This window comes from Deltaproteobacteria bacterium (assembly GCA_016874775.1).
Classification (GTDB): Bacteria; Desulfobacterota; Binatia; order Bin18; family Bin18; genus VGTJ01.
Map to the genome: position 1 here is coordinate 19,961 of VGTJ01000026.1, position 22,061 is coordinate 42,021.

Sequence of the window (22,061 nt, forward strand, 5' to 3'; positions counted from 1 at the left end):
CAGAAACATTTTCTCGCAATTTTTCATTCTTAATTTTTAATTTTTCATTTCTCCTAAAAGTTTATCCCTCTTCCCTCCGCACTCAACGCCGCTTCCATGATCGCTTCTGACAACGTGGGATGGGCATGGACCGTGCCGGTCAACTCAGCAGTCGTTGCTTCGAGCGTGCGCGCCAGACCGATTTCGGCGATGAGATCCGTTGCTCCGTGGCCAATGATATGGCAGCCCAAAATCTCGCCATACTCTTTATCAACCACAAGTTTGACAAACCCTTCGTCATGGCCTTTGGCAATGGCTTTGCCCGACGCCATGAAGGGGAATTTTCCGATCGCCACCGTATAGCCTTTCGCTTTGGCTTGCTCTTCGGTCAACCCAACCATGGCGACCTCTGGCTGACAATAAACACACGCCGGTATCTTGAGATGGTCGATACCTTTCTCACGCTTGCCGGCCATGTGCTCAACCGCAGCGATACCTTCTTCCGACGCGGCGTGAGCCAATAACGGCGGCCCGTTCACATCCCCAATGGCGTAGACTGTCTCACAGGAGGTCTGCATGTGCTCATTCACTTTAATGAAGCCGCGATTCAACGCGATCCCTACGACTTCTAATCCTAAGTCCGCACTGAGCGGCACGCGCCCAACCGCGACTAACACTTTGTTTGCAGTGCGCGTTTTTATGTCGCCATTATATTCAAGGGCAACCTCCACGCGGCCAGGAAATTTCTCGATTCCGTGATACTTGGTTTCGGTAAGAACTTCGATCCCCTTTTTCTTGAAGGCCTTCTCCAGTTCCTGTGCAACTTCAGTATCGACGCCTGGCAGCAGTTGCTTTTCCATTTCGACAATCGTCACACGGCTGCCGAAGGCACTGTACACATAGGCAAACTCACAGCCGATCGCACCACCACCGACAATGAGAATATCTCTAGGCATTTCCGTATCGACTAACGCCTCATAGCTCGTCAGAATCTGTTTCCCGTCGACTTCCAACCCTGGTAGGGTTCGTTCCTTAGAACCGGTGGCAATAAGCACATGCGCGGTGTCTAGTTGTAGAGGCGTTTTTCCTGGGACATCCACAATCACTCGATGAGGGCTGTCTAAGCGGCCCGTACCAGCAACCAGTTGCACTTTGTTCTTACGGAGCAAGAACTCTACGCCTTTTGCCAACCGGTCAGCGACTTCACGCGACCGTCGAATCACATGCGGAAAATCGATCGAGATTCCTTGGGCTCTAATGCCGTAGCGTTCACCTTCCTTTAAGTCTTCATACAGTTCCGCCGAGGTTAAGATCGCCTTCGAGGGAATACAGCCCCAGTTGAGGCAGACACCACCAGCACGATCTTTCTCGACCACAACGGTCGTCATGCCCAACTGCGCAGCACGAATCGCTGCCACATAACCACCCGGCCCAGCACCGATCACCACCAGATCGTATTGGTAGGCCTTATCACCACGTATCATTTTCCCATTCATGTCATGTCCTTACTTTGTGTTCGTCCAGCTCTGTCACACCCCTCTATACCATCAGGCCGACCGGGTTTTCTAGGAGTTTTTTCACCTCAGTCAAGAATTGCCCGCTGGTCACACCATCCAAGATGCGATGGTCGCTCGACAGTGTCACCATCATCGTATGGGCAATCACCACCTGTCCATTACGAACAACAGGACGCTCTTTAATGGCGCCGACTGCGAGAATCGCGCCTTGCGGTTGGTTGATAATCGCCGTGAAATGCTCGATCGGTAGCATGCCCATATTCGAGATCGTAAACGTGCCACCAGAAAGATCATCTCCCGCCGGTTTTCCTGACCGCGCCCGCTCCACCAACGCGTTCCCTTGGGAGGCGATGTCGAGTAATGACAGTTTATTACAGTGATGCAACACTGGCACGATCAAACCGTCTTCAAGCGATACAGCGATGCCGATGTTAATCTCTGCTTTCAGCTCGCGTCCATCCTCGGCAAATGCCGCATTGAGGCGTGGATGACGTTCGAGTGCAATAGCCACGGCTTTGATGAGGAAGTGTGTGTACGTGACGTCAGATTGGACGCGATCGCTGGCTTTGAGCGCCGTACGTAAGCGCACGGCTTCAGACATATCGACTTCGCACGTCACGTAGAAATGGGGGACTTCACGCATGCTATCAGCCATGCGCTTAGCGATAGTCGCTCGCATTCGCGAAAATGTCTGTTTCGTCCCGCCTGACGTAACCATCGGAGTCACAACCGGTGCTGGTGTCGGTTCTCCTACCGAGGCTCGCGTAGAGGACGGTTGGGCAGGGGCCTTGGCGAGATATGCTTCAATATCTTGCTTGATGATACGACCGTTGGGGCCGCTACCAGAAACTTGCCCCAGGTCGATGTGATGCTCTTCTGCCATCCGCTTGACTAACGGCGAAGCAAGGACGCGTTCACCATCTCCAGTCGCTTCGTGTGATTCACGTCGCGGACGAGGCTCGCGGAGTTCGCGTACTTTCCGCTCTGGTATGGGCAACGCTTGCACCCCTGAGGCTTGCGGTAGCGGCATGGGCGCCTCTGCAATAGGCTTTTCCTTTTCCTCCACCTCAACTACAGAAGGCGGAACAGACACAGCAAGCTTTACTCCTTCACTTTTCGACGGTGATGCGCCGACGGTTACACCAACTCCATCTTCACTGAGGATAGCGATGACACCACCGACCGCGATAGACTCTCCTTCGCGGACGCGAATTTCCGCCAAGATACCGGCATCCAACGCTTCCATCTCCATGTCGGCTTTGTCGGTCTCGACTTCGGCGATGATATCGCCCATCTCGATCTTGTCCCCGACATTTTTGAGCCACTTGAGGATTTTCCCCTCTTCCATCGTATCGCTCAGCTTCGGCATAACGATCTCAATGGCCATACCCACATACCTCCAGTGCCCAGTATATCGAGGTTACGGTATGACTTGAAACCCCGCCCCTTACAACAGCCGAAACGAGCGTCGATGGACCGGACATGGGCCCAGGCGACGAATGGCGTCACGATGGGCCGGTGTCCCATACCCCATGTGTCGTGCGAATCCATACCCAGGGTACTGCACATCGAGTGACATCATCAGCCGATCGCGATGGACTTTCGCAATGATCGACGCAGCAGCGATGGAGTAGATGTCGCGATCCCCTTTGATGAAGGTTTTTTGCGGCACCGTGAGGTCTTTCAACGCACGGCCATCAATGAGGACGTGGTCGGGCATGACAGGAAGTTGAGCCAACGCTGACCGCATCGCCTTCAGGCCAGCCTGGTAGATGTTAATCTGGTCGATCTCGTCAACTTCGATGACGCCAATACCGATCCCGACAGCGACCGCACGGATCTCCTGATCCAGCCGTGCGCGGGATTTCAGGGTTAACGTTTTCGAGTCGCGGACATCAGCGGGAAAGTGTGTTGGCAAATCAACGCCTGAGGTAAGGTCTGGAGGAAAGATAACTGCCGCCGCAACGACTGGTCCTGCCAGTGGCCCCATTCCCACTTCATCAACGCCTGCAATAGCAGAGAGCCCCTGTTGCCACAGAGCCCGCTCCTCATCGAGTCGAGGCAACATCGTACGGGTTGCCATGCAAGATCTTGCTCACCTCGTAGCTGTCTTCCGTGCCCATACGGCAAAGAGCGGATCAGAAATTCCCGGCGTGAGACTAAAGTCGCGAAACTCCGGGGTTTCAAACCCACCGGCATGATCAAAATAGGCGCGGATGAGACTCGCGCGTGCGCCATCACGTAACGATTGCCACACGCGTACGGCTTTCGTTGGAAACATACGGTTTGAATACAGAACAAGAAACGGTGCGGACGGCTTCAAGATACGAGCTATCTCAGCAAACGTTTCCAGCGGGCGAGTCATGTACTGGATCGAGACCGTGACCACCGCACCACCAAAGGTTTCATCAACAAATGGCAGACGTGGATTCACGTTGAGATCGTGGACAAAATGCTCATCCAGATCGGGATTATCTGCCATTTCCTCCGCATTGAGACCAAGGCCGACGAGTTTCTGCTTAGCGAACCCTTGAGGGAAGTGTGAACGCCAACTGCTCATCAAGTCGAGTAACACACCATTGGGCGGTAATATCTCGGCAATCGCCTGACCGGCAGCAGCAATGGCACCATCATCGATATGGACCACCTTCCGCGGAGAGGCATAGAACAAAGCATCGTCACTGTCATCCATGCGGTCGAACATTTCGGGGGTAAATGGAGAGGACATTTCGATATGATTCCTTTTCCTTGGAGTGAAGCCCGTGATCCGTAGTGCGTAATGCGTAAGACGTAACCACCCAGCCCTTCCCTTTACGAATTACGGATTCCGCTTTCCGTTTTACGTGTACATGCCCCCATTTGGGCTCACAACTTGTCCAGTCAGAAAACTCGCATCTGGTGAAGCCAGGTACGCACACGCTGCCGCGATATCGGCAGGAGCACCAACCCGACGTACCGGAGAGCGTTGAGCCGTCATATCGATAAATTTCTGCATGCGACCAGTGATACGTCCGTCCTTGAACAAGATCGGGGTGTCGATCAAACCAGGCGCAATAGCGTTGACGGTAACCCCCATCGGTCCAAGTTCTTGCGCCAGTGCTCTGGTAAAGCCGATGATGGCCGCTTTGGCCGCAGAATAATGAGTTAAACCTGCGGCGCCGCCTAAACCGGCAACCGAGGAAATGTTGACTACCCTTCCCCACTTCGCATCGATCATGTCTTGCACACAGGCCTTCGTGCAACTGAACGTCCCTTTCAGATGAATGGCAATCATCTGATCCCACTGCGCTTCAGTCATCTCCGCTAACGGCACGAACGTTCCGATCCCTGCATCATTCACTAAGATCTGAATCGGTCCAAGCTCTTTGCGTGTGAGTTGGACTGCAGCATCAATCTGCGCACGGTTCGTTACGTCAACGTGACAGGCCAGTGCTTTACGGCCTTGCATGCGGATTTCATCAGCAACGTTTCCCGCACCGGTAAGGTTAATGTCGAAAATAGCGACATTTGCACCTTCACGAGCAAGTCGTAGCGCGATTCCGCGCCCGATTCCTGAGGCTCCACCAGTTACGACGGCAGTCTTTCCCGCCAAGTTCATGATGACACTCCCCTCTGCTTCCGATCAGTAGAGTACGTTTGGCCCTGCTGTACCACATCCCCAAGGCTTTTCCTACCGCTGGCGAACCTTCGGCATTCGCACTTGCAGCGCCCGCGGTACCGCTCGCAATGTCATGGGTAGCGGACCAACATACTCACCATCAGCGAATACCGAACAAGGAGATGCGGCGCTGACCGTAAGCTCGCGTCCACGAATCGAGTCGATCCCGGTCGAATAAATATGCCGACCTGCAAAGACGCGCGGGAAGGTGTACAGCAATTCAATTTTTCCCATACCATTGACGATGCAGGCGTCTAGTATCCCATCGTCGGCTCGGGCAGCCGGAACTAACGCCATCCCCCGTGCACTACTCCAGGTATTGCCAATCGCAACCAGCCAACTGAAGCACTGTCGTATTTGGCCATCATACTGAATCGTGAATCGCACAGGACGATCGAGAAACACGGAGATCACAGTCAAGGCAGTATAGAGTGCACTGACACGAAGCCGTTTGAACTGATTGGCTCGGCGATTGATCTCAGCCGCAAGCCCAATCACTGCCACCGATAAGAAATAGCGGTCGTTCGCCTGGCCGACGTCGACGCGTTGATCGACACCATCAACGATCACCTCAACTGCCTTGTCTATCTCCAGAGGCAATCGTAAGCCTCGGACAAAATCGTTGCCTATGCCCGCAGGAATGATGCCGAGCGTCGTCTCGGTTCCAACTAGAACATTGGCAACCTGATGTACAAGTCCATCGCCACCAATCGCCACCACACACGGACACCCGTCCTTGACCGCGGCTTGCGCGAGTTTGGTGGGCTCGTCTGGAGTGGCGCTCGCACAGAGTTCATGGACAACCCCCCGGGCGTTCAGTATGCGGCTCACCTGTTCAGCGACTTTTGCGCCACGCCCACGACCGGAGGTTGGATTGACGATCAATCTCATAAAAATACAAAATTCAAAATGCGACGTTCAAAATGAAGAATACACGGAAATAAATCCTCGTTTGCAATTTTTCATTTTTACTTTTTCATTTTGCATTATCTTACCGAACGCCACCGCGCTCGAAATGCGCTTGGAGAAAATTCTCACTTCCCGTCGTTGCCATACTCGCGGCTGCCGACAACTCCAAGCATAACGCTGTCGCGGCAATGATCTGTGCGAAGCGGTACACTTTTCCCGTGCCAAGGCAATCCATGAGTTGGAGGTAGGCTTGTGCATGGGGTAAGCTGGTTCCGCCACCGAGTGTACCAACTTCAAGGCCAGAGAAACGAATAGTGAGGTGAATCCCATCATCGACACGCGTCGCAGTGGCCTGGGTCATGCTACTCGTCCCTACCATGCCGAGGTCCTGCCCTGTGGCAGCAAAGATTGCAGCCACAGCCGAGGCCGGAGTAAACGCAAACGATTGCATTCCACTCGCATGGGCCCCATGCAACCCTGCATGCTCCAAGGCCACAACGCTGTCCGCACTCACCCGTAACACGCGGCGCAGGACAGCACCTGGGAGGGTTGCTTCTGCGACGACCACCTTCCCATGGCCAGGAAACTGAAAAAACGCGTGACTCGGTTTTTTGTCTCCTCCCATGTTTGTTTCCAAGAACACGTGGAGCGGGGTGATACCTGTTTCACGGGAAAATCGCTCAAGCACGAACTGTTGATTCAACGCATAGGCGTTACGAGTCATCATATTTGGCCCACACGCATCACCTGTGGTGAAGCGATACAGGACGTGGCACATCGGGCCGATCACATGCGTTTGCACTTCACGTAACACCGCATGAGTACTCATCACTGCAGTTGGAGCCAACGCTTTCTTTTCAGTCTCTCCCGTTGTTCTGGATTCTTGTGGTGTATGGCGTTTTTCCCGAGCAGATATGGTTAGCCATTTCGCCATCGCCACCGTCTGTGTCTCGATCCACCGCGCAAGACTCAGGGCTTCTTCGGTGGAACGGAAGACAAAACACGAATCACGCGTCATGCGGTCGGCCAGCACGTAAGTCTTTACTCCACCAGCGAGGGCAACAGCACTAATCCCGCGCTGGATCGACGCCGACAGTCCACCTTCGGTGTGCACTAGTGGAACAAAGACACGATCATCTTGTCGTGCATCCTCCTGCACCATCCCGTCTCCAGTCAGCGAATACTGTCCGAGATTAAGCGTGATAGGTCCGACGACACCAACCGGAAGGACCATGTGTCCAGCAAGGCATTCTTGGAAATTCGCCAAGACCTCAGCCGTAACAGGCCAGGACAGCACATGATGATGAGCCGCATGCCAGTGTGGCAGAGCACGCAAGTGATCTTGTCGTTCAGTGAGCTGTTCGGGGCGATTGGCCCGAGGCCAATGCGGTAATTGGCGAGAGGTGGAACGCGAGGGTTTCATGGTTGGTTGTACAGGTCATCGTTCTCAGAGGAAAGAAACGGGTAAGGAATGAGTTTTCGCAATTTCGGCGGCAATATTTCTACTCATCGATACTTGGCTCTGCTTCGATCAGGCGCAAGCGACGCGCCTTCTTCTCAATGTCATCACTCACAATAGAAATCAGCAGTGCACTATCAAGACCGATGGTATTGGCTTGTTCTTTCAGCGCCCGTTGCATCGCTTTCATCAGCGCCAGCAGTTCGTCACGCATAGTGAGAAAGCTCGGTGCTCGTTCTGGCTCCTCAGCCAGGATCGTTCTGAGTGATAACTCCGCAAAAGCCAAGTGGCGTGCTTCATCAAGCAGAATGCGACTGGCAATATGGGAAAACAACGAGCCTGGGTAGAGCTTGGCAAGAATACTATAGAAATGACGTGAGAAGACATCGCTTAACAAAATTCCCCACAGCCATTCTACCTTGTCGCGCGATTTGAACAGGCGTGCCTGATAGCGGAAAATTTCCTTGAGGTCCCGGACCTCAAGGGGACGCTGATCGATCTTGTGATAAAACTGGGTCAAGATTTCGAAGTGACGTGCTTCATCGAGCAGAAAGGTGGCAAGATACAATTGCGCTTCGGTTTGATGGGCAGCAAAAAACTGGGGAATGACAGAACTTGCCCCAAGCATTGCGGTCTGTTCCCCCAGGTAAATCGGGGTTAAGACATGCGCTAGAGCGCGTTGTTCACACGCGTCCAATAACACCGGGCGCTCCCACTCAAGCTGAGCGGCAGACCATTGCCCTTCCACTCCTTTGCGGAACAGGCCCATCACCTTCGTATCTTCGACACGCGGAAACACCCGGATCACAATCCACCCCTCTCGGCTCTCAGGTTGCTCCTACGGCAACGCACAAGATCCCTCTCCACTAGTTAAACTACGTGTCGCCTTTACGCAAATAGTGTGGAGCACCTGCTCGCCTCTCTCAACTCCTGGTTGCCTCGGTCTTTCGTTCCTGCACTGTGTATCGCTGTTGCAGCTCAGGACTTCCCCCTCGAGTTTCCGGTGCGATCTGCAACGGCGGCTCTTCTTCCTGCGCATGGAGCCACTGAAACGCCCGCGCCAAATACTGTAGTCCTGATACCGCCGTCGCCCCACCAGCGAGCGCTAATGTGCCGTACCACAACAACGAGAATCTCCATTCGGGATTATGCAACGCTACGAGTGTCTGCGTCACCGTCAGCAATTGGAAAAAGGTACACGCCTTACCAATAAACGTCGGCCTGATCACGATCGACCGGCCAGTGATCATGAATAAGACACCAAATCCGAGCAGGATAATGACATCACGACTAATGACCAGGATCGCTAACCAGTGGGGAATGAATCCCAAGAAGGTCAAAATCAGAAAGGAGCTGACCAGGAGGAGTTTGTCAGCTAAAGGGTCGATGTACGAACCCAAGGTGGTACGAGAATCCGTCAGGCGGGCAATCGCACCATCAAGCGAATCCGTGATACCAGCTAACGCAAAAACCACCAGCGCTTCCGAATAACGCCCATCAGTCAGAAGAATGAGAAAAAGCGGAATGGCCCCAATGCGTAGTAGGGTTAGGCAGTTCGGCAAATTCAGGATTTCTGAAGGAATCAAAACAGCTCTTTCTGCGCCACTATAATCTATACCGCCTCTGATGGTGTCTCTGCCAGCCGCTTTCGTAACTGCCCGGCAACCTTTTTGGAAACCAGTGCGGTTACTGAGACTGCTGTCTCAGAGTACGCCTCTTCTACCACTTTGCCAGAGCGACGCAACCACGCCAGCAATTGTCCCGCGCTCAACGGCAGTTCGCAGTGAATCATTTCGCGGCTTTGCTCGAAATAATGGTCGAGTGCTAACAAGAGCTGCGGTACCCCTTCCCCGGTTCGCGCCGAGATGCCAAAGACCTGCCCCTCACCGTGCGAATTCGCAGCCTGATGCAACAAGAGCCGAGGAGAGTTTTCAGCGTCTTCGTCCGCAGGAAGACGGTCGAGCTTATTCAATACCGTCAGCGTTGGTTTCTCTCCAGCTGCCAATTCCACCAACACCTGTTCAACCACGTGCTGTTGGTCTTCCCAACGAGGATGGGTCGCGTCAATGACGTGAAGTAGCACATCCGCAGTTCGTACCTCTTCCAGCGTACTCTTGAACGCATCGACGAGTTGATGTGGAAGTTTGTTAATGAAACCCACCGTATCAGTCACGAGTATGGGTTGTCCGCCAGGCAGGTCCACCCGGCGACTGGTGGGGTCGAGCGTCGCAAACAGTTTGTCTTCAACCAGCACGCCAGCGCGGGTTAAGGTATTCATTAACGTGGACTTCCCAGCGTTGGTATACCCAACCAAAGCGACAGTCGGAAACGGCACGCGCTCACGTTCTTGACGCTGTAGGGAGCGAGTCCGTTCAACATCATGGAGGCGGCGTTTTAAGGTTGATATGCGCTCACGAATACGACGACGGTCAACTTCCAATTGTGTCTCACCAGGGCCACGCGTGCCAACGCCACCGCCACCTAAACGCGAAAGATGGGACCATTGGCGTGTCAGTCGCGGCTGTAAGTATTCAAGCTGGGCGAGTTCAACTTGCAGCTTACCGGCTAAACTCTGCGCTCGCTGCGCAAAGATATCGAGAATCAACTGGCTACGGTCGATGACTTTCACTCCCAGTGCTTTTTCCAGATTCCGCTGTTGCGCTGGAGAAAGATCATCATCAAAAATGACAGCGTTGGCTTTGGTATCGATCACCAGCTCTTTCACCTCATACACTTTACCCGAGCCAATGAAAGTAGCGGGATGAATACCGTCACGTAACGGTTGGCTGATCGTGCCCATCACTGTCAACCCAGCCGTATCACTCAGGCGTGCCAACTCCTCAAGTGAATCCTCGGCCAAAAACTGGACGCCGTTAGCAGTGCGGGTATCGGACCGCGAGCGTTCCACCCCAACTAAGACGACTCGCTCCGGTCCAGGCTGAGAGGTGTAGTAATAACCCGCCTTGGGATCAATGCTGTCGGTAAGGTCGCGTTGTCGTCCCATAGGTATCTTTAGCGAAACGACGCCACTCCGCTGCCAAATAAGCGCTCTACCGCCACCAGCATCGCACGGGTCGGCGCGACGCTCAGGTCCTGCGGTAAGGCGATGATGGTCTCGGTGTAGTCCGGCCGCAACAAATGAAGATACGTCTGGCAGTTCCCCAAATGTTGCTGCAACACATCCTTTAACGCGACCATATCTTCTCTGGTCGCCACATCGGCGGGCACCTGGATATGTACTTGCTTCACTTCGTTCGTCGCGACCGATTCGAGCGGTACCACTTCATTCGCGATCACCTGACACCGGTCTTCATCAACATCCAGCGTGCCACTCAAACACACAGGCTGATCGGCATGAATCGTCGCTTCATGTTGACGATACGCTTCAGGCCAAACGATGACTTCAACCACCCCTTCTTTATCTTCTAAAGTGAAGGTCGCGTAGCGGTCCCCCTTCTTATTGTTCTTGAGCTTCAATGAATGCACCACGCCAGCGAGCTTGACCTTCTCTTGATGCTGCCGCGTACCAAGAGACTCGGTCGTTAATGACACTACGCCATGGAGGCGCCCCACATACTTGTCGAGCGGATGGCCGGTAATGAAAAATCCGAGCGTCTCTCGCTCGTTTTTCAGTTTGTCAGTATCGCTCCACTCTTCGATCTTCGGCAGTTCTGCACGGCCATTGCCATTCTTTGTCGGCAGGCTGGCAAAGAGCCCAAGCTGATTGGCGTTACTCTCACCCTTCGCTTCTTGGTCCGCCTTTTTCATCGCCGGTTCGATCTCGGCGAAAAGCTGCGCGCGCGAGACTTTGAACGAATCAAGCGCTCCACACTTAACGAGACTTTCCAGCACGCGTTTGTTGACCTGCGAACCTCGCACGCGTGAACAAAATTCGTGCAGATCAGTGAACGGACCGTCCTGGCGGGCAACTTGCATCGCTTCGATAGCCTTTGAGCCAATTCCTTTAACCGCCCCAAGACCGAAACGAATCGTTTCGCCACTGACAGTGAAGCCTTCATCGCTCTCATGGACGTCTGGCGGTAACACCGGAATATCTTGCAAGCGGCACTCAGCGATATTCTTATAGGTCTTGTTGGTATCGCCCATCTCAAGGCTCATGAGCGCGGCCATGAACTCCTGTGGGTAATGCGACTTGAGATACGCAGTCTGATAGGAAATCAACGCATAGGCAGCTGCGTGTGATTTGTTAAAGCCATATGCCGCAAACGTCTCCATCTGATCGAAGATTTCACCCGCGAGTTTCTCGGGGATCTTCTGATTGGTCGTGCCCTTGAGGAATCGCGCACGCTCTTCCTGCATCACTTCCTTTTTCTTTTTACCCATCGCGCGCCGCAGGTTATCGGCATCTTCAAGACTGTATCCTGCCAAGACCTGGGCAATCTGCATGACCTGCTCCTGATAGATGGTCACGCCGTAGGTCTCTTTCAGCACTGGTTCGAGCAACTTGTGCGAATAAGAAATCTGCTCTTTGCCGTGCTTGCGTTTGATGAACTGTTCCGCCGCACCGCTATCCAGCGGTCCGGGACGAAACAAGGCGATCACGGCGATGATATCCTCAAAGCTGCTCGGCTTAAGCTGAGTGATGAGTTTACGAATCCCGCTGCCTTCCATCTGGAAGACACCCACAGTTTCACCGCGAGTGAGATCTTGATAGGTCTTTTTGTCATCGATGCGTAGCGTACTCAAATCGACATCGACCCCACGACTCTTCTTGATGCGCTTTACTGTGTCATCAAGTAACGTCAGGGTTTTCAATCCGAGGAAGTCAAATTTGATTAACCCAATGGTATCGACATCAGGACCGGAATACTGCGTGAGCACGTTGCCTTCTTTATCAACGAACAGCGGAATGTGCTCAACCAATGGCGCCGGTGAGATCACAATGCCAGCAGCATGCTTTGAAGCATGACGCAGCAGGCCTTCGAGCTTCAGCGCATAATCGAACAGCTTCTTTTCTTTGTCCCCCTTATCGCGCAGCTCGCGCAGCCGCGGCTCCATCTCCATCGCCGCTTCTAGAGGAAAGTCTTTGCCCTGCTTCGGCGCTGGATAGAGTTTCGCGATACGATCGGTGTCACCATAGGAAAATTCCAGCACGCGACCGACATCTTTTATCGCTTGTTTGCCTTTGAGCGTTCCAAAGGTGATGATCTGGGCAACTTTGTCGGACCCGTATTTCTCCTTGATATAACGAATGACTTCATCGCGACGTTCGAAACAAAAATCGACGTCGATATCAGGCATGCTCTTACGGCCAGGATTCAAGAACCGCTCAAAGAGCAGTTGGTAACGAATCGGATCGACATCAGTAATTTTCGTGGAGTAGGCAACAAGACAACCAGCAGCCGAGCCACGACCTGGACCAACAGGAATGCCTTGCGACTTGGCATAACCAATGAAGTCAGAGACGATGAGGAAGTACCCAGAGAACCCCATCTTCTCGATGACTTGCAGTTCAAACTCCAAACGATCGTAGTACTCTTGCTCTTTTTCAGCATTCCACTCAGGCGTATAGGCACGAATCTGCTCGAACCGTTCCTCAAGTCCAGCCCGAGCTTTCTTCTTCAATGCTTCTTCAAGCGTCTCTTTCTTCGGAACATCGTAGACAGGAAACAGGAAGTTCCCAAAGGAGAGTTCCAAGTTGCAGCGACTGGCTACCTCGACCGTATTGGCAATCGCCTCTGGGCAGTGAGAAAACTCGGCCAGCATCTCTTCCGGCGACTTCACATAGAGTTGGTTCGTCCCAAAGCGCCAGCGTTTCTCATCGGACCAGACTTTGCCACTCTGCACACACAGCAAAACTTCATGCGCCTCGGCATCTTCAGCTTTGAGATAATGACAATCATTCGTTGCAACCAAGGGGAGCGCTAACTGACGCGAGAGTTCAATCAGGGCAGGATTGATCTTCTCCTGCTCGGGAAGGTGGTTGGCTTGAATCTCAATATAGAAGCGATCATCGAAAATCGCGGCATACTCTTCCGCAGCTTGGCGAGCGAGGTGTTCTTTGCCTACTAACATGGCCCGTGCGACTTCGCCGCTCAAACAACCTGATAGCGCAATGATCCCTGTGTTATGCTCACGCATCAGTTCCTTATCGATACGTGGCTTGCGATAGAAGCCGTCAGTAAAACCGGCAGAAACCAGACGGCATAAGTTACGATAGCCATCAAGGTTCATCGCTAACAAGATAAGATGAAAATTACCGCCGTGTTCATGTTCATCTGCACCAGAGCCACCACTGTGATCGAGTCGGCTTTTAGGTGCAACATACACCTCACAGCCAACAATAGGTTTCACACCATGCTGCGCTGCGGTCCGATAGAACTCGATCGCCCCAAACATGTTGCCATGATCGGTCATCGCCACCGCAGGCATGCCATGTTTCTCCACCTGGGGCATCAGGTTCTTAATCTTATTGGCGCCATCTAACAGACTAAACTGCGTGTGCAGATGTAGATGAACGAAACTCATTGTACCTACCTCACTCAACCCCGCCGAATCCGAGAAACGGGGAAACGGTGAATCGGAGATTTAGAGAGAGGGCTTTCTCTTCTTTTCTCCGGTTCTCCCATTCTCCGGTTCTCCGGTTCTGTTCGTCAATCGCTAGTTACTCCCACTCTATAGTTGCCGGTGGCTTCGACGAGATGTCGTACACCACCCGATTCACTCCACGGACTTCATTCACAATGCGGCTGGAGATCTTGCCAAGGACATCATACGGCAAACGCGCCCAGTCGGCAGTCATACCATCCACACTTTCGACGGCTCGTAACGCAATCACATTTTCGTAGGTTCGCTCGTCGCCCATCACGCCAACGGTTTTGACAGGTAGGAGTACGGCAAACGCTTGCCACACTTTATCGTACAGCCCTGCCGCACGAATTTCCGCTTCGACAATAGCATCCGCCGCACGCAAGATCGTCAGATGCTCAGGTTCGACTGGCCCGAGAATACGAATGGCGAGGCCTGGTCCCGGAAACGGCTGGCGGCCAATGATTTCCTCTGGTAGCCCCAGCAAGCGCCCCAGCACGCGTCCTTCGTCTTTGAACAATTCGCGTAACGGCTCGATCAATTCCAAACGCATCCGTTCAGGCAGCCCACCCACGTTGTGATGGCTCTTAATCGTCGCCGATGGTCCTTTGAACGACACCGACTCGATCACATCTGGATAGAGCGTACCCTGTGCAAGAAAGCGAACATTTTTAAGACTATGAGCCGCCTCATCAAACACCTCAATGAAGGTATGGCCGATGATGCGCCGTTTCTGCTCCGGGTCTTCGATACCAGCCAGCTTGCTGAGAAACCGCTGCGTCGCATCTACATGACGCAGATTGAGTCCAAGCTTCGAAAAGACAGAAACAACTTGTTCTGCTTCATCTTTGCGCAGCAGGCCGTTATCGACAAAGACACACGTGAGCTGATTGCCGATCGCTCTGTGAATCAACAAGGCGACAACGGCGGAATCCACCCCACCACTCAGCCCACATACGACCTGTTGATCTCCCACTCGTTTACGAATCTTCTCGGTCTCACGCTCGATGAATCCTGCCATCGTCCAATCGGGCGTGCACTGGCAAATACGAAACAAGAAGTTCTTGAGGATCTCGCGACCACGCTCAGTATGGACAACTTCAGGATGAAACTGCAAGCTGAAGAAGCGGCCCGTCTGGTCCCGCGAGGCGGCAATCGGCGAGTTGGCGGAATGCGCCAAGATTTTCCACCCTGGCGGCAGAGATTCCATCTTGTCGCCGTGGCTCATCCACACGCGAGTTTCAGCGGTCGCTGAGAATCCGGCAAACAAGTCTGCGGTATCGTCAATAACAACTTGCGCAGAGCCAAACTCCCGTCGGTCTGCTTGCGCAACCGAGCCACCGGTCAACTGATACAACACCCCCATGCCATAGCAGATGCCCAGGAACGGCACGGACACATCGAGGACGCGTGCGTCCATCATCGGTGCATCTTTGGCATAGACGCTCGCTGGCCCGCCAGAAAGGATAATGCCCTCCGGTTGTAACTTTTTGATACGTTCAAGCGACAGGTTGTAGGGGTGAATCTCGCAATAGACGTTCGCCTCACGCACCCGGCGAGCGATGAGTTGGGTGTATTGGCTGCCAAAGTCGAGGATAAGAATCATGACTACACTAGCATTCAGCTTTCAGCGATCAGCTTTCAGCTTCTGAGGAGATTTTGCAATCGGCCACTTTTGGCTGACTGCTGAAGGCTGAGCGCTGACAGCTATTTTTTCTACTCTAATCGATAGTTCGGTGCTTCCTTGGTGATAATGACATCGTGCACATGGTTCTCGCGCAATCCAGCCGAGGTCACGCGCATAAATTTCGCCTTGGTGCGTAGATCAATCAGGGTCGGGCAGCCAGTGTACCCCATGCCGGCTTTGATGCCACCGACCATTTGATCGACGATCGCGGAGAGGCTCCCTTTGTACGGTACTCGCCCTTCAATTCCTTCAGGAACCAGCTTTCCTGCACTTTCTTCGTCATCTTGAAAATAGCGGTTGCGGCTTCCTTCACGTTCGCGCATCGCTTCGAGCGACCCCATCCCACGATATACTTTATAGGTCCGTCCTTGGTACAGGATGGTCTCACCTGGGCTTTCGGCAGTGCCAGCAAACATACTACCCATCATCACTGTGTGTGCGCCTGCGGCCAATGCTTTGACAATATCACCCGAGAAACGTACTCCACCATCGGCAACCACCGGCACCCCGGCTGGTGACGCTACCCGCACGCTATCGGCAATAGCCGTGAGTTGAGGGACGCCAACACCCGAGACCACACGCGTTGTACAAATGGATGCCGGCCCCATGCCAACTTTGATCCCATCTGCTCCAGCTTCGACTAACGCCGCAGTCCCTTCGGAGGTTGCAACGTTGCCAGCAACGACATCTAATTGCCGAAACGTGTGCTTCACCATCTGGATGGTCTCAATCACACCGGCCGAATGGCCGTGCGCAGTATCGATTACGACAACATCCACTCCCGCCCGCACTAACGCTTCTACGCGAGCTTCGCGATCATCACCCGTTCCAATCGCTGCCCCCACGCGCAGACGCCCCTGACTATCTTTACACGCATAGGGGAACTGAATCGTCTTTTGGATATCTTTGACCGTAATCAGCCCTTTGAGACGCATCCGCTCATCAACGACGAGCAGCTTTTCAATGCGATTCTGATGCAGAATGTCTTTCGCTTCCTCAAGGCTAATCCCTGGACGGGCAGTGACGAGGCGTTCCTTGGTCATGACTTCCGCGACACGCCGATCTGGCCGTTTCTCGAAGCGTAAGTCACGGTTTGTGAGGATACCGACCAGGGTGCCGTCTTTCGTCACAGGCAGTCCCGAAATATGGTAGCGCTCCATGATCGTCCGCGCTTCGGCGATGGACAGGTCCGGCGTGATCGTCACCGGGTCAGTGATCATCCCACTTTCAAATTTCTTGACTTTTTCGACTTCTGCAGCTTGGTCGGAAATACTGAGATTGCGGTGGACAATCCCGATCCCACCAGACTGCGCCATGACGATCGCCGTGCGCGATTCGGTCACAGTATCCATCGCGGCACTGACGAGCGGCACGTTGAGCGGGATATTGCGGCTGAGCAATGTCGAGACATCGGCATCCTTCGGCATGAAATCCGACATCGCAGGGACAAGTAACACATCATCAAAGGTAAGACCTTCAGGAATTACGGTCGGGAGCATAGCACTATCCTCTCACCGGCAGATGCAAAAAAGCCCATCTACTTTGTGGAAGACGGGCTTTGGGTTCGTTCGTTCGTACGGGGTCACTGTCATGGCTTTTCTTAACAAACCCCTACAAATTTGACAAGCCGCACGCCTCACCTACAAGATGTAGTAGGTCGTGACCCTTTTTGGGCATCGCTGAACTTGCGATTCATGGCACGATCGTGGTAGGCAAATAGAAACCAGTTGACTCGTGACCACTGCGCGGAGGGCTATGCATATCGATATCAGTTGTAAGAAATGTGGCCAACGACAGCGGGTCGACATTGGCAGACCGAAGAATGCGGATCTTGAGGAATATTTGCATTTGCTGCGCGAACGCCTGACCCATAAGCCCAGCTTTGAGTGTTTTGGTGGTCACTTTGAATTCGCGCCTCCGCTCCCACAGTTTTGGGAGATTCATTGGGATACCCTGACGCAAGAGTAAGGCACTACAGAATTAACTGTAGGAATCTCGTCCACTTCCGATGGTTACAAACAGAATAATGGAGTTTACTGCAACGGAGTCATCATGACAGATCGGCACGTCCCAGCCACAGAGTTTTTTGATGCCGCCACTGCACCGCAGGCGTCACATGAGGTCGAGCGTTGGAGAGGCAATCCGATGTACAACCCGCCCTTTCGCGTCATTCGGTGGCGCGTGGTGGACGAGGAATGGAATGGACGTAGTGCCATCGACGCAGTTGTCGTCGTAGAGATCGACGGCCATGAAGCGTTTGGTGCTGCCCAAGGCGTTGGTGGAGTCAACGCGCTTGATAAAGCCTTGCAGCGCGTGTTAATCGAACATTTCCCGTTTATTGAAGGCGTGCGGGTCATGGAGTCGTATACCCATCGTGGTGGCGAAGGAACAGCGGCAGAAGTCGTCTCAGTACAAAAGTTTAGCGACGGCCGTCACCAATGGAGCACGATGCGTAAGTCACGCGACTTGCTCGCCTCGGCCTGGATGGCGCTGGTGGATGGCTATGAGTGGATTATCACTAATAGTTTGCGGAAAAAGCCCTGAGCAGGATTGCGGTTTTAGGCGTCGTTTGAGTTATGATTTTTTTTGAGGAGGAGCGGAACGTATGGCGGGAACGGTTGACTGGTACTATCATCGCCCTGGGTGAGTGACCTGTGGCAAGACGCAAGAGTTTCTTGCGAAGAAAAGCATCTCGGCAAAAACCCTCGTCGATGCGCGCAAAGAGCGTATTGGTCCAGACGCAGCCCTCAAACTCACTCACGAGGTATCCGAAGTTATCGCAGCAAAAGGAAAGAAAGTTGTTCGCTTTCGTCTCGACAAAGATAAACCGAGTCGTGAAGAATTGCTCGCGGTAATGATTGGTCCTTCGGGAAACCTGCGTGCGCCAACCGTGCGCAAAGGGAAAAAACTACTGATCGGCTTTGAACCTGGAGCATACGAAGAGGTGCTCGGGTAAGAGACGATTCTCATTTCTGATTTCCACTGCCTGATTGCCAATCCGAGTAAAGGGGATAGAATTCAGGACATGGCAGCAGTCGTACAGACTTTGGCAACCGAGGGGTGTCCTTCCGAACCTCATACTCGCCTGTGGACTTGTGTTGAGTATTACGAGATGGCGGAAAAGGGCGTGTTTCGCCCAGGGGAACATGTAGAGCTTATCGGAGGAAGAATTATCGCGATGAGTCCACAAAACAGTCCACATGCAACCAGCGTACTCCTTGCTTACGAAGCTTTACGGACGCTGTTCGCTTCTGGCTGTGTCTTGCGAATGCAATTACCTTTGAATCTTTCTCCCTTTTCGCAACCAGAACCTGATATCGCAGTTGTCAAAGGCTCAGTTCGAGATTACGCCGCAGCCCATCCAGCAACAGCCCTGCTCGTTGTCGAAGTTGCAGAGTCCACTCTTGCTTTCGATCGTGGCGAAAAATCCAGCCTCTATGCCAGTGCCGATATCCAGGAATATTGGGTGCTGAATTTAGTCGATCGACGCTTAGAAGTTTTTCGCGATCCGATCCCCATGCCCAATCAGCCGCACGGACACGCGTATCGCACCTGCACGTTTTATCTCGCGACAGATGCGGTAACGCCATTGGCTGCGCCGCACGGAAGCATCTCGGTTGCGGATCTTTTACCGTGAAGAAAGTAGTCAGCATTCAGTAGTCAGTAGAGAAAAAGGAATAATGTGATGCTGCCTCTTCATTCTCCCATGCTGGCTACTGGCTACTTGTTTTCCCATGCTGACTTCTGGCTACTCTGCCTCCGTGCTGGCTACCGACTACTTCTTAAACGCCTTCCCCCACTGATCCACACACGCCACTTCCTCAACCGCCATGCGGGTCACTGGCCCGAACTTGCCACGCGGATACCCAATCGGAATCAGCGCGTAGGTGTTCACATCATCAGGCAGTTTGAGAATGGGTTTAAGGTCATCCTCATACAGCGAAGCAACGGTGGTCAACGTCGCGCCCAGTCCGTGGGCTCGACAAGCTAACAGGATGTTTTGTACCGCCGGATAAATGCTCGATCCAGACAACCGCGACAGCTTCGCCGCTAGCGCTGGAGGCATCGGTCGTTCTTTCAGACAGGCAATGATGAGCACTGGCGCTTCGGCCAAATGCTCAGCCAGGTGCGTCGCGGCATCAAGAATGCCACGCAGTTTCTGTTCACCCAGATGCGTAGGCGCAGGACGATTACGGTACATCGACTGTGCATCCCCCCACCCCTTTTGGTAGACCTTTTGGATCTGTTTCTTCACCTCGGGATCTTTGACGACCAGGAACCGCCAGTGTTGGTTGTTCCCACCACTCGGGGCACGAATCGCTGCATCGAGAATCTGGTGGATTACATCGTCAGGAACAGGGTCCGTTTTCAAATGACGCAAGCTCCGCGTCGAAAACATTGCTTCAAACAGTCCAAGTTCAGCCATATGAGGGTCTCCTTTCATAGTCAGCCGTCTAGTCTCTATGTCCCGCACCCCACTCACAACTGGAACAGGGAATGGCAGCACTAGATTAGCCAGCCACAATCATATACAAGTCGCTACGTAGCAGTGTTTGCCAGGCTGTGCATTGTGCGGATCGCCTATGCGCCTGTCAAATCAGCAGACGCAACAGGCGGCATTCATAAGCGAGGAGGACAGATGAAACGGTGGTCCGTTGTCACGAGCATACTCACAATGCTGTTGGTCAGTACGGTCGGTTGTGGTCCATCGGGAACGAGCCTCACAGCGCAGCAACTCAAAGAACAGAACCAGGACGCGAAATATGTTGAGATTGATGGCGTCTCATTGCACTATCGCCAGGACGGACTCGGCAAGCCGCTCATTTTTCTGCACGGTTTTCTCACATCGTCAAACATCTGGCGCAGTATCAGCCCTGGGCTCACCTATGGCAACACGATCTATGCGCTCGATCTAATGGGCTCAGGGCTCTCAGAAAAACCGCAGAATCAGGTATACAGCATCGACACCTATGTCACCCAGCTCAGTAAGTTTATTGATGGGTTTCATCTTGAGAATCCCATTATCGTTGGGCATGGCATCGGCGGTTCCATCGCTACTGTGTATGCCATTCGTAACCCAGGGAAAGTGCGCAAGCTTGCGCTTCTGAATACCCCCCTCCACCCCGGCCATTCAGCCCCCGGTCTCTGGCTCCTGAAGATCCCACTGGTAGGTGGCACGCTCACCGGAGACTGGTTTTTACAACGCACGCTCCGCGGTGGTGTCGATAAACCCAAATCGATGTCAGATTCAGTAATGAATGATTATCTGAAAGTCTTCCAGAATGATCCTGGTGCGCGGGTGGCGTTGCTCAAACAAGTGAAAGAACTGAACCTCGATTCAGTATTAAAAAGTGAAGCCATCCCCAATCTGGCCCAACTCAAAATTCCAACGCAACTGATCTGGGGCGATCGAGATACGTACGTACCACTGGACGAAGGAAAAAAGATTAAGGAAACTGTATCAACCGCAGATTTGTACGTTGTTCTGGGAACCGGACATTACCCCACCGAGGAACGACCAGAGGACGTCCGGCAACGGTTGAAGGATTTCATTGACCAGCAGTAGCTCAGTGTTTTGGTGCTAAGCACACTACAATGCGTAGCCAATTCTTGTCTTTGTCATTCCGACAAAGGCGTACGCCCAAACACACTCCCCTGGTGAGGATCGTTGGCTCTTGTCACTGCTGGATAAGCCAGCGGTGACGGGCCTTTCCAGAAGAACGATGTCCCCGTTCTTACCACCTGTAAAAATTCGCGCAAAAAAACTTGCACTTCTAGTCCTTTTGGGCTATAAGGCGCGACATTAAGAAAGTCGTCCTTTAGGGGTTTTGCTGTTGACATAGGGTCTCTACAGCATTGATTGTGGGCATTCGACGACTTCGGTGGTAACGACAGCGACGTGAAGACAGCGCCGGATTCGCATCCAAGCGGAAACGACAGGGAGTGTCTTCTAGCGGGAAAGGGGGAAGTGGCGCACAAGTAGTGAACACCACTGCATTTTTCATTGAAATAGCAGGGCATGGAGAGATCTATTTCACTTCTATCGCAAATGATTTCTTTAGGGGTAAGGAGGGCAGTTATACATGAGGACAACTCGTAGAATACAAATAACAATTCTGAGCGCTTTGCTCGGTGTCGCTACCCTACTTGGGATAGTATCATCGTCATTCGCCTCAACACGTATCGGTAACGCGGAACTACAGATGTGGTACCGCATGCGCCATACGTTTCATTCAAACGGCGGAGATAACCTCAACTGGGTACAGTGGCGTAACGAAGTCTATTTCTGGTTCATTTACGATA

20 protein-coding genes are annotated in these 22,061 nt (G+C 53.0%); 6 read left to right on the plus strand and 14 right to left on the minus strand.

Going from position 1 to position 22,061, the window contains the following annotated elements:
- Nucleotides 1–53: 53 nt before the first annotated feature.
- The 13 genes from lpdA to guaB all read right to left on the minus strand — a co-directional run bounded on the left by lpdA (nucleotide 54) and on the right by guaB (nucleotide 17,257).
- Entirely contained in the window at nucleotides 54–1,463 is a 1,410-nt protein-coding gene (gene lpdA / locus FJ147_06490) for a dihydrolipoyl dehydrogenase (GenBank protein ID MBM4255531.1), read from the minus strand.
- A gap of 55 nt (nucleotides 1,464–1,518) precedes the next feature.
- A complete protein-coding gene (locus tag FJ147_06495) occupies nucleotides 1,519–2,883 on the minus strand; it encodes a 2-oxo acid dehydrogenase subunit E2 (protein ID MBM4255532.1) in 1,365 nt (454 codons plus the stop codon).
- A gap of 60 nt (nucleotides 2,884–2,943) precedes the next feature.
- Entirely contained in the window at nucleotides 2,944–3,564 is a 621-nt protein-coding gene (locus tag FJ147_06500) for a ribonuclease HII (protein ID MBM4255533.1), read from the minus strand.
- Nucleotides 3,565–3,591: 27 nt separating this feature from the next.
- Nucleotides 3,592–4,224, minus strand: coding sequence for a class I SAM-dependent methyltransferase (locus tag FJ147_06505; protein ID MBM4255534.1), 633 nt, complete (start codon nucleotides 4,222–4,224; stop codon nucleotides 3,592–3,594).
- A 111-nt stretch (nucleotides 4,225–4,335) separates the two neighbouring features.
- Nucleotides 4,336–5,094 carry an SDR family oxidoreductase gene (locus tag FJ147_06510; GenBank protein MBM4255535.1) on the minus strand — a complete coding sequence of 253 codons (759 nt, stop codon included), beginning with the start codon at nucleotides 5,092–5,094 and terminating at the stop codon, nucleotides 4,336–4,338.
- 72 nt (nucleotides 5,095–5,166) lie between these two features.
- Nucleotides 5,167–6,045: a diacylglycerol kinase family lipid kinase gene (locus FJ147_06515; protein ID MBM4255536.1), complete on the minus strand. Its 879-nt coding sequence runs from the start codon at nucleotides 6,043–6,045 to the stop codon at nucleotides 5,167–5,169.
- A gap of 100 nt (nucleotides 6,046–6,145) precedes the next feature.
- Nucleotides 6,146–7,486: a 3-hydroxy-3-methylglutaryl-CoA reductase gene (locus FJ147_06520; GenBank protein ID MBM4255537.1), complete on the minus strand. Its 1,341-nt coding sequence runs from the start codon at nucleotides 7,484–7,486 to the stop codon at nucleotides 6,146–6,148.
- A 79-nt stretch (nucleotides 7,487–7,565) separates the two neighbouring features.
- A complete protein-coding gene (locus FJ147_06525; GenBank protein MBM4255538.1) occupies nucleotides 7,566–8,330 on the minus strand; it encodes a hypothetical protein in 765 nt (254 codons plus the stop codon).
- 115 nt (nucleotides 8,331–8,445) lie between these two features.
- The gene (locus FJ147_06530; GenBank protein ID MBM4255539.1) at nucleotides 8,446–9,090 is read right to left on the minus strand and encodes a CDP-diacylglycerol--glycerol-3-phosphate 3-phosphatidyltransferase; all 645 of its coding nucleotides are present in this window, start codon (nucleotides 9,088–9,090) and stop codon (nucleotides 8,446–8,448) included.
- Between the two features lie 44 nt (nucleotides 9,091–9,134).
- Nucleotides 9,135–10,526, minus strand: a complete 1,392-nt coding sequence (gene hflX, locus FJ147_06535; GenBank protein MBM4255540.1) for a GTPase HflX — start codon at nucleotides 10,524–10,526, stop codon at nucleotides 9,135–9,137.
- A gap of 8 nt (nucleotides 10,527–10,534) precedes the next feature.
- Nucleotides 10,535–14,011, minus strand: a complete 3,477-nt coding sequence (dnaE, locus tag FJ147_06540) for a DNA polymerase III subunit alpha (GenBank protein MBM4255541.1) — start codon at nucleotides 14,009–14,011, stop codon at nucleotides 10,535–10,537.
- Between the two features lie 136 nt (nucleotides 14,012–14,147).
- A complete protein-coding gene (gene guaA / locus FJ147_06545) occupies nucleotides 14,148–15,677 on the minus strand; it encodes a glutamine-hydrolyzing GMP synthase (protein ID MBM4255542.1) in 1,530 nt (509 codons plus the stop codon).
- Between the two features lie 110 nt (nucleotides 15,678–15,787).
- Nucleotides 15,788–17,257 carry an IMP dehydrogenase gene (gene guaB / locus FJ147_06550; GenBank protein MBM4255543.1) on the minus strand — a complete coding sequence of 490 codons (1,470 nt, stop codon included), beginning with the start codon at nucleotides 17,255–17,257 and terminating at the stop codon, nucleotides 15,788–15,790.
- 256 nt (nucleotides 17,258–17,513) lie between these two features.
- Between guaB and FJ147_06555 the strand changes: the two genes are divergently transcribed.
- The 4 genes from FJ147_06555 (at nucleotide 17,514) to FJ147_06570 (ending at nucleotide 19,395) form a co-directional block, all read left to right on the plus strand.
- Nucleotides 17,514–17,726, plus strand: a complete 213-nt coding sequence (locus FJ147_06555) for a hypothetical protein (protein ID MBM4255544.1) — start codon at nucleotides 17,514–17,516, stop codon at nucleotides 17,724–17,726.
- Between the two features lie 84 nt (nucleotides 17,727–17,810).
- On the plus strand, nucleotides 17,811–18,302 hold the full coding sequence (locus FJ147_06560) for a hypothetical protein (GenBank protein MBM4255545.1): 492 nt from the start codon (nucleotides 17,811–17,813) through the stop codon (nucleotides 18,300–18,302).
- Between the two features lie 103 nt (nucleotides 18,303–18,405).
- Entirely contained in the window at nucleotides 18,406–18,714 is a 309-nt protein-coding gene (locus FJ147_06565; GenBank protein ID MBM4255546.1) for a hypothetical protein, read from the plus strand.
- A 69-nt stretch (nucleotides 18,715–18,783) separates the two neighbouring features.
- Entirely contained in the window at nucleotides 18,784–19,395 is a 612-nt protein-coding gene (locus FJ147_06570; GenBank protein MBM4255547.1) for a Uma2 family endonuclease, read from the plus strand.
- 138 nt (nucleotides 19,396–19,533) lie between these two features.
- Here FJ147_06570 and FJ147_06575 read toward each other — a convergent pair whose 3' ends face one another.
- On the minus strand, nucleotides 19,534–20,184 hold the full coding sequence (locus FJ147_06575) for a nitroreductase (GenBank protein MBM4255548.1): 651 nt from the start codon (nucleotides 20,182–20,184) through the stop codon (nucleotides 19,534–19,536).
- Nucleotides 20,185–20,397: 213 nt separating this feature from the next.
- Between FJ147_06575 and FJ147_06580 the strand changes: the two genes are divergently transcribed.
- Together FJ147_06580 and FJ147_06585 are read left to right on the plus strand one after the other, a co-directional pair.
- Nucleotides 20,398–21,324, plus strand: coding sequence for an alpha/beta hydrolase (locus FJ147_06580; protein ID MBM4255549.1), 927 nt, complete (start codon nucleotides 20,398–20,400; stop codon nucleotides 21,322–21,324).
- Between the two features lie 517 nt (nucleotides 21,325–21,841).
- Nucleotides 21,842–22,061: hypothetical protein (locus FJ147_06585; protein ID MBM4255550.1), on the plus strand; the 220-nt coding region annotated here is incomplete at its 3' end.

Excerpts from the sequence above, each read along its gene's own strand:
- lpdA (MBM4255531.1), bottom strand. The coding sequence starts at position 1,463 with ATGATACGTGGTGATAAGGCCTACCAATACGATCTGGTGGTGATCGGT.
- FJ147_06495 (MBM4255532.1), bottom strand. The coding sequence starts at position 2,883 with ATGGCCATTGAGATCGTTATGCCGAAGCTGAGCGATACGATGGAAGAG.
- FJ147_06500 (MBM4255533.1), bottom strand. The coding sequence starts at position 3,564 with ATGTTGCCTCGACTCGATGAGGAGCGGGCTCTGTGGCAACAGGGGCTC.
- FJ147_06505 (MBM4255534.1), bottom strand. The coding sequence starts at position 4,224 with ATGTCCTCTCCATTTACCCCCGAAATGTTCGACCGCATGGATGACAGT.
- FJ147_06510 (MBM4255535.1), bottom strand. The coding sequence starts at position 5,094 with ATGAACTTGGCGGGAAAGACTGCCGTCGTAACTGGTGGAGCCTCAGGA.
- FJ147_06515 (MBM4255536.1), bottom strand. The coding sequence starts at position 6,045 with ATGAGATTGATCGTCAATCCAACCTCCGGTCGTGGGCGTGGCGCAAAA.
- FJ147_06520 (MBM4255537.1), bottom strand. The coding sequence starts at position 7,486 with ATGAAACCCTCGCGTTCCACCTCTCGCCAATTACCGCATTGGCCTCGG.
- hflX (MBM4255540.1), bottom strand. The coding sequence starts at position 10,526 with ATGGGACGACAACGCGACCTTACCGACAGCATTGATCCCAAGGCGGGT.
- dnaE (MBM4255541.1), bottom strand. The coding sequence starts at position 14,011 with ATGAGTTTCGTTCATCTACATCTGCACACGCAGTTTAGTCTGTTAGAT.
- guaA (MBM4255542.1), bottom strand. The coding sequence starts at position 15,677 with ATGATTCTTATCCTCGACTTTGGCAGCCAATACACCCAACTCATCGCT.
- guaB (MBM4255543.1), bottom strand. The coding sequence starts at position 17,257 with ATGCTCCCGACCGTAATTCCTGAAGGTCTTACCTTTGATGATGTGTTA.
- FJ147_06555 (MBM4255544.1), top strand. The coding sequence starts at position 17,514 with ATGCATATCGATATCAGTTGTAAGAAATGTGGCCAACGACAGCGGGTC.
- FJ147_06560 (MBM4255545.1), top strand. The coding sequence starts at position 17,811 with ATGACAGATCGGCACGTCCCAGCCACAGAGTTTTTTGATGCCGCCACT.
- FJ147_06570 (MBM4255547.1), top strand. The coding sequence starts at position 18,784 with ATGGCAGCAGTCGTACAGACTTTGGCAACCGAGGGGTGTCCTTCCGAA.
- FJ147_06575 (MBM4255548.1), bottom strand. The coding sequence starts at position 20,184 with ATGGCTGAACTTGGACTGTTTGAAGCAATGTTTTCGACGCGGAGCTTG.
- FJ147_06580 (MBM4255549.1), top strand. The coding sequence starts at position 20,398 with ATGAAACGGTGGTCCGTTGTCACGAGCATACTCACAATGCTGTTGGTC.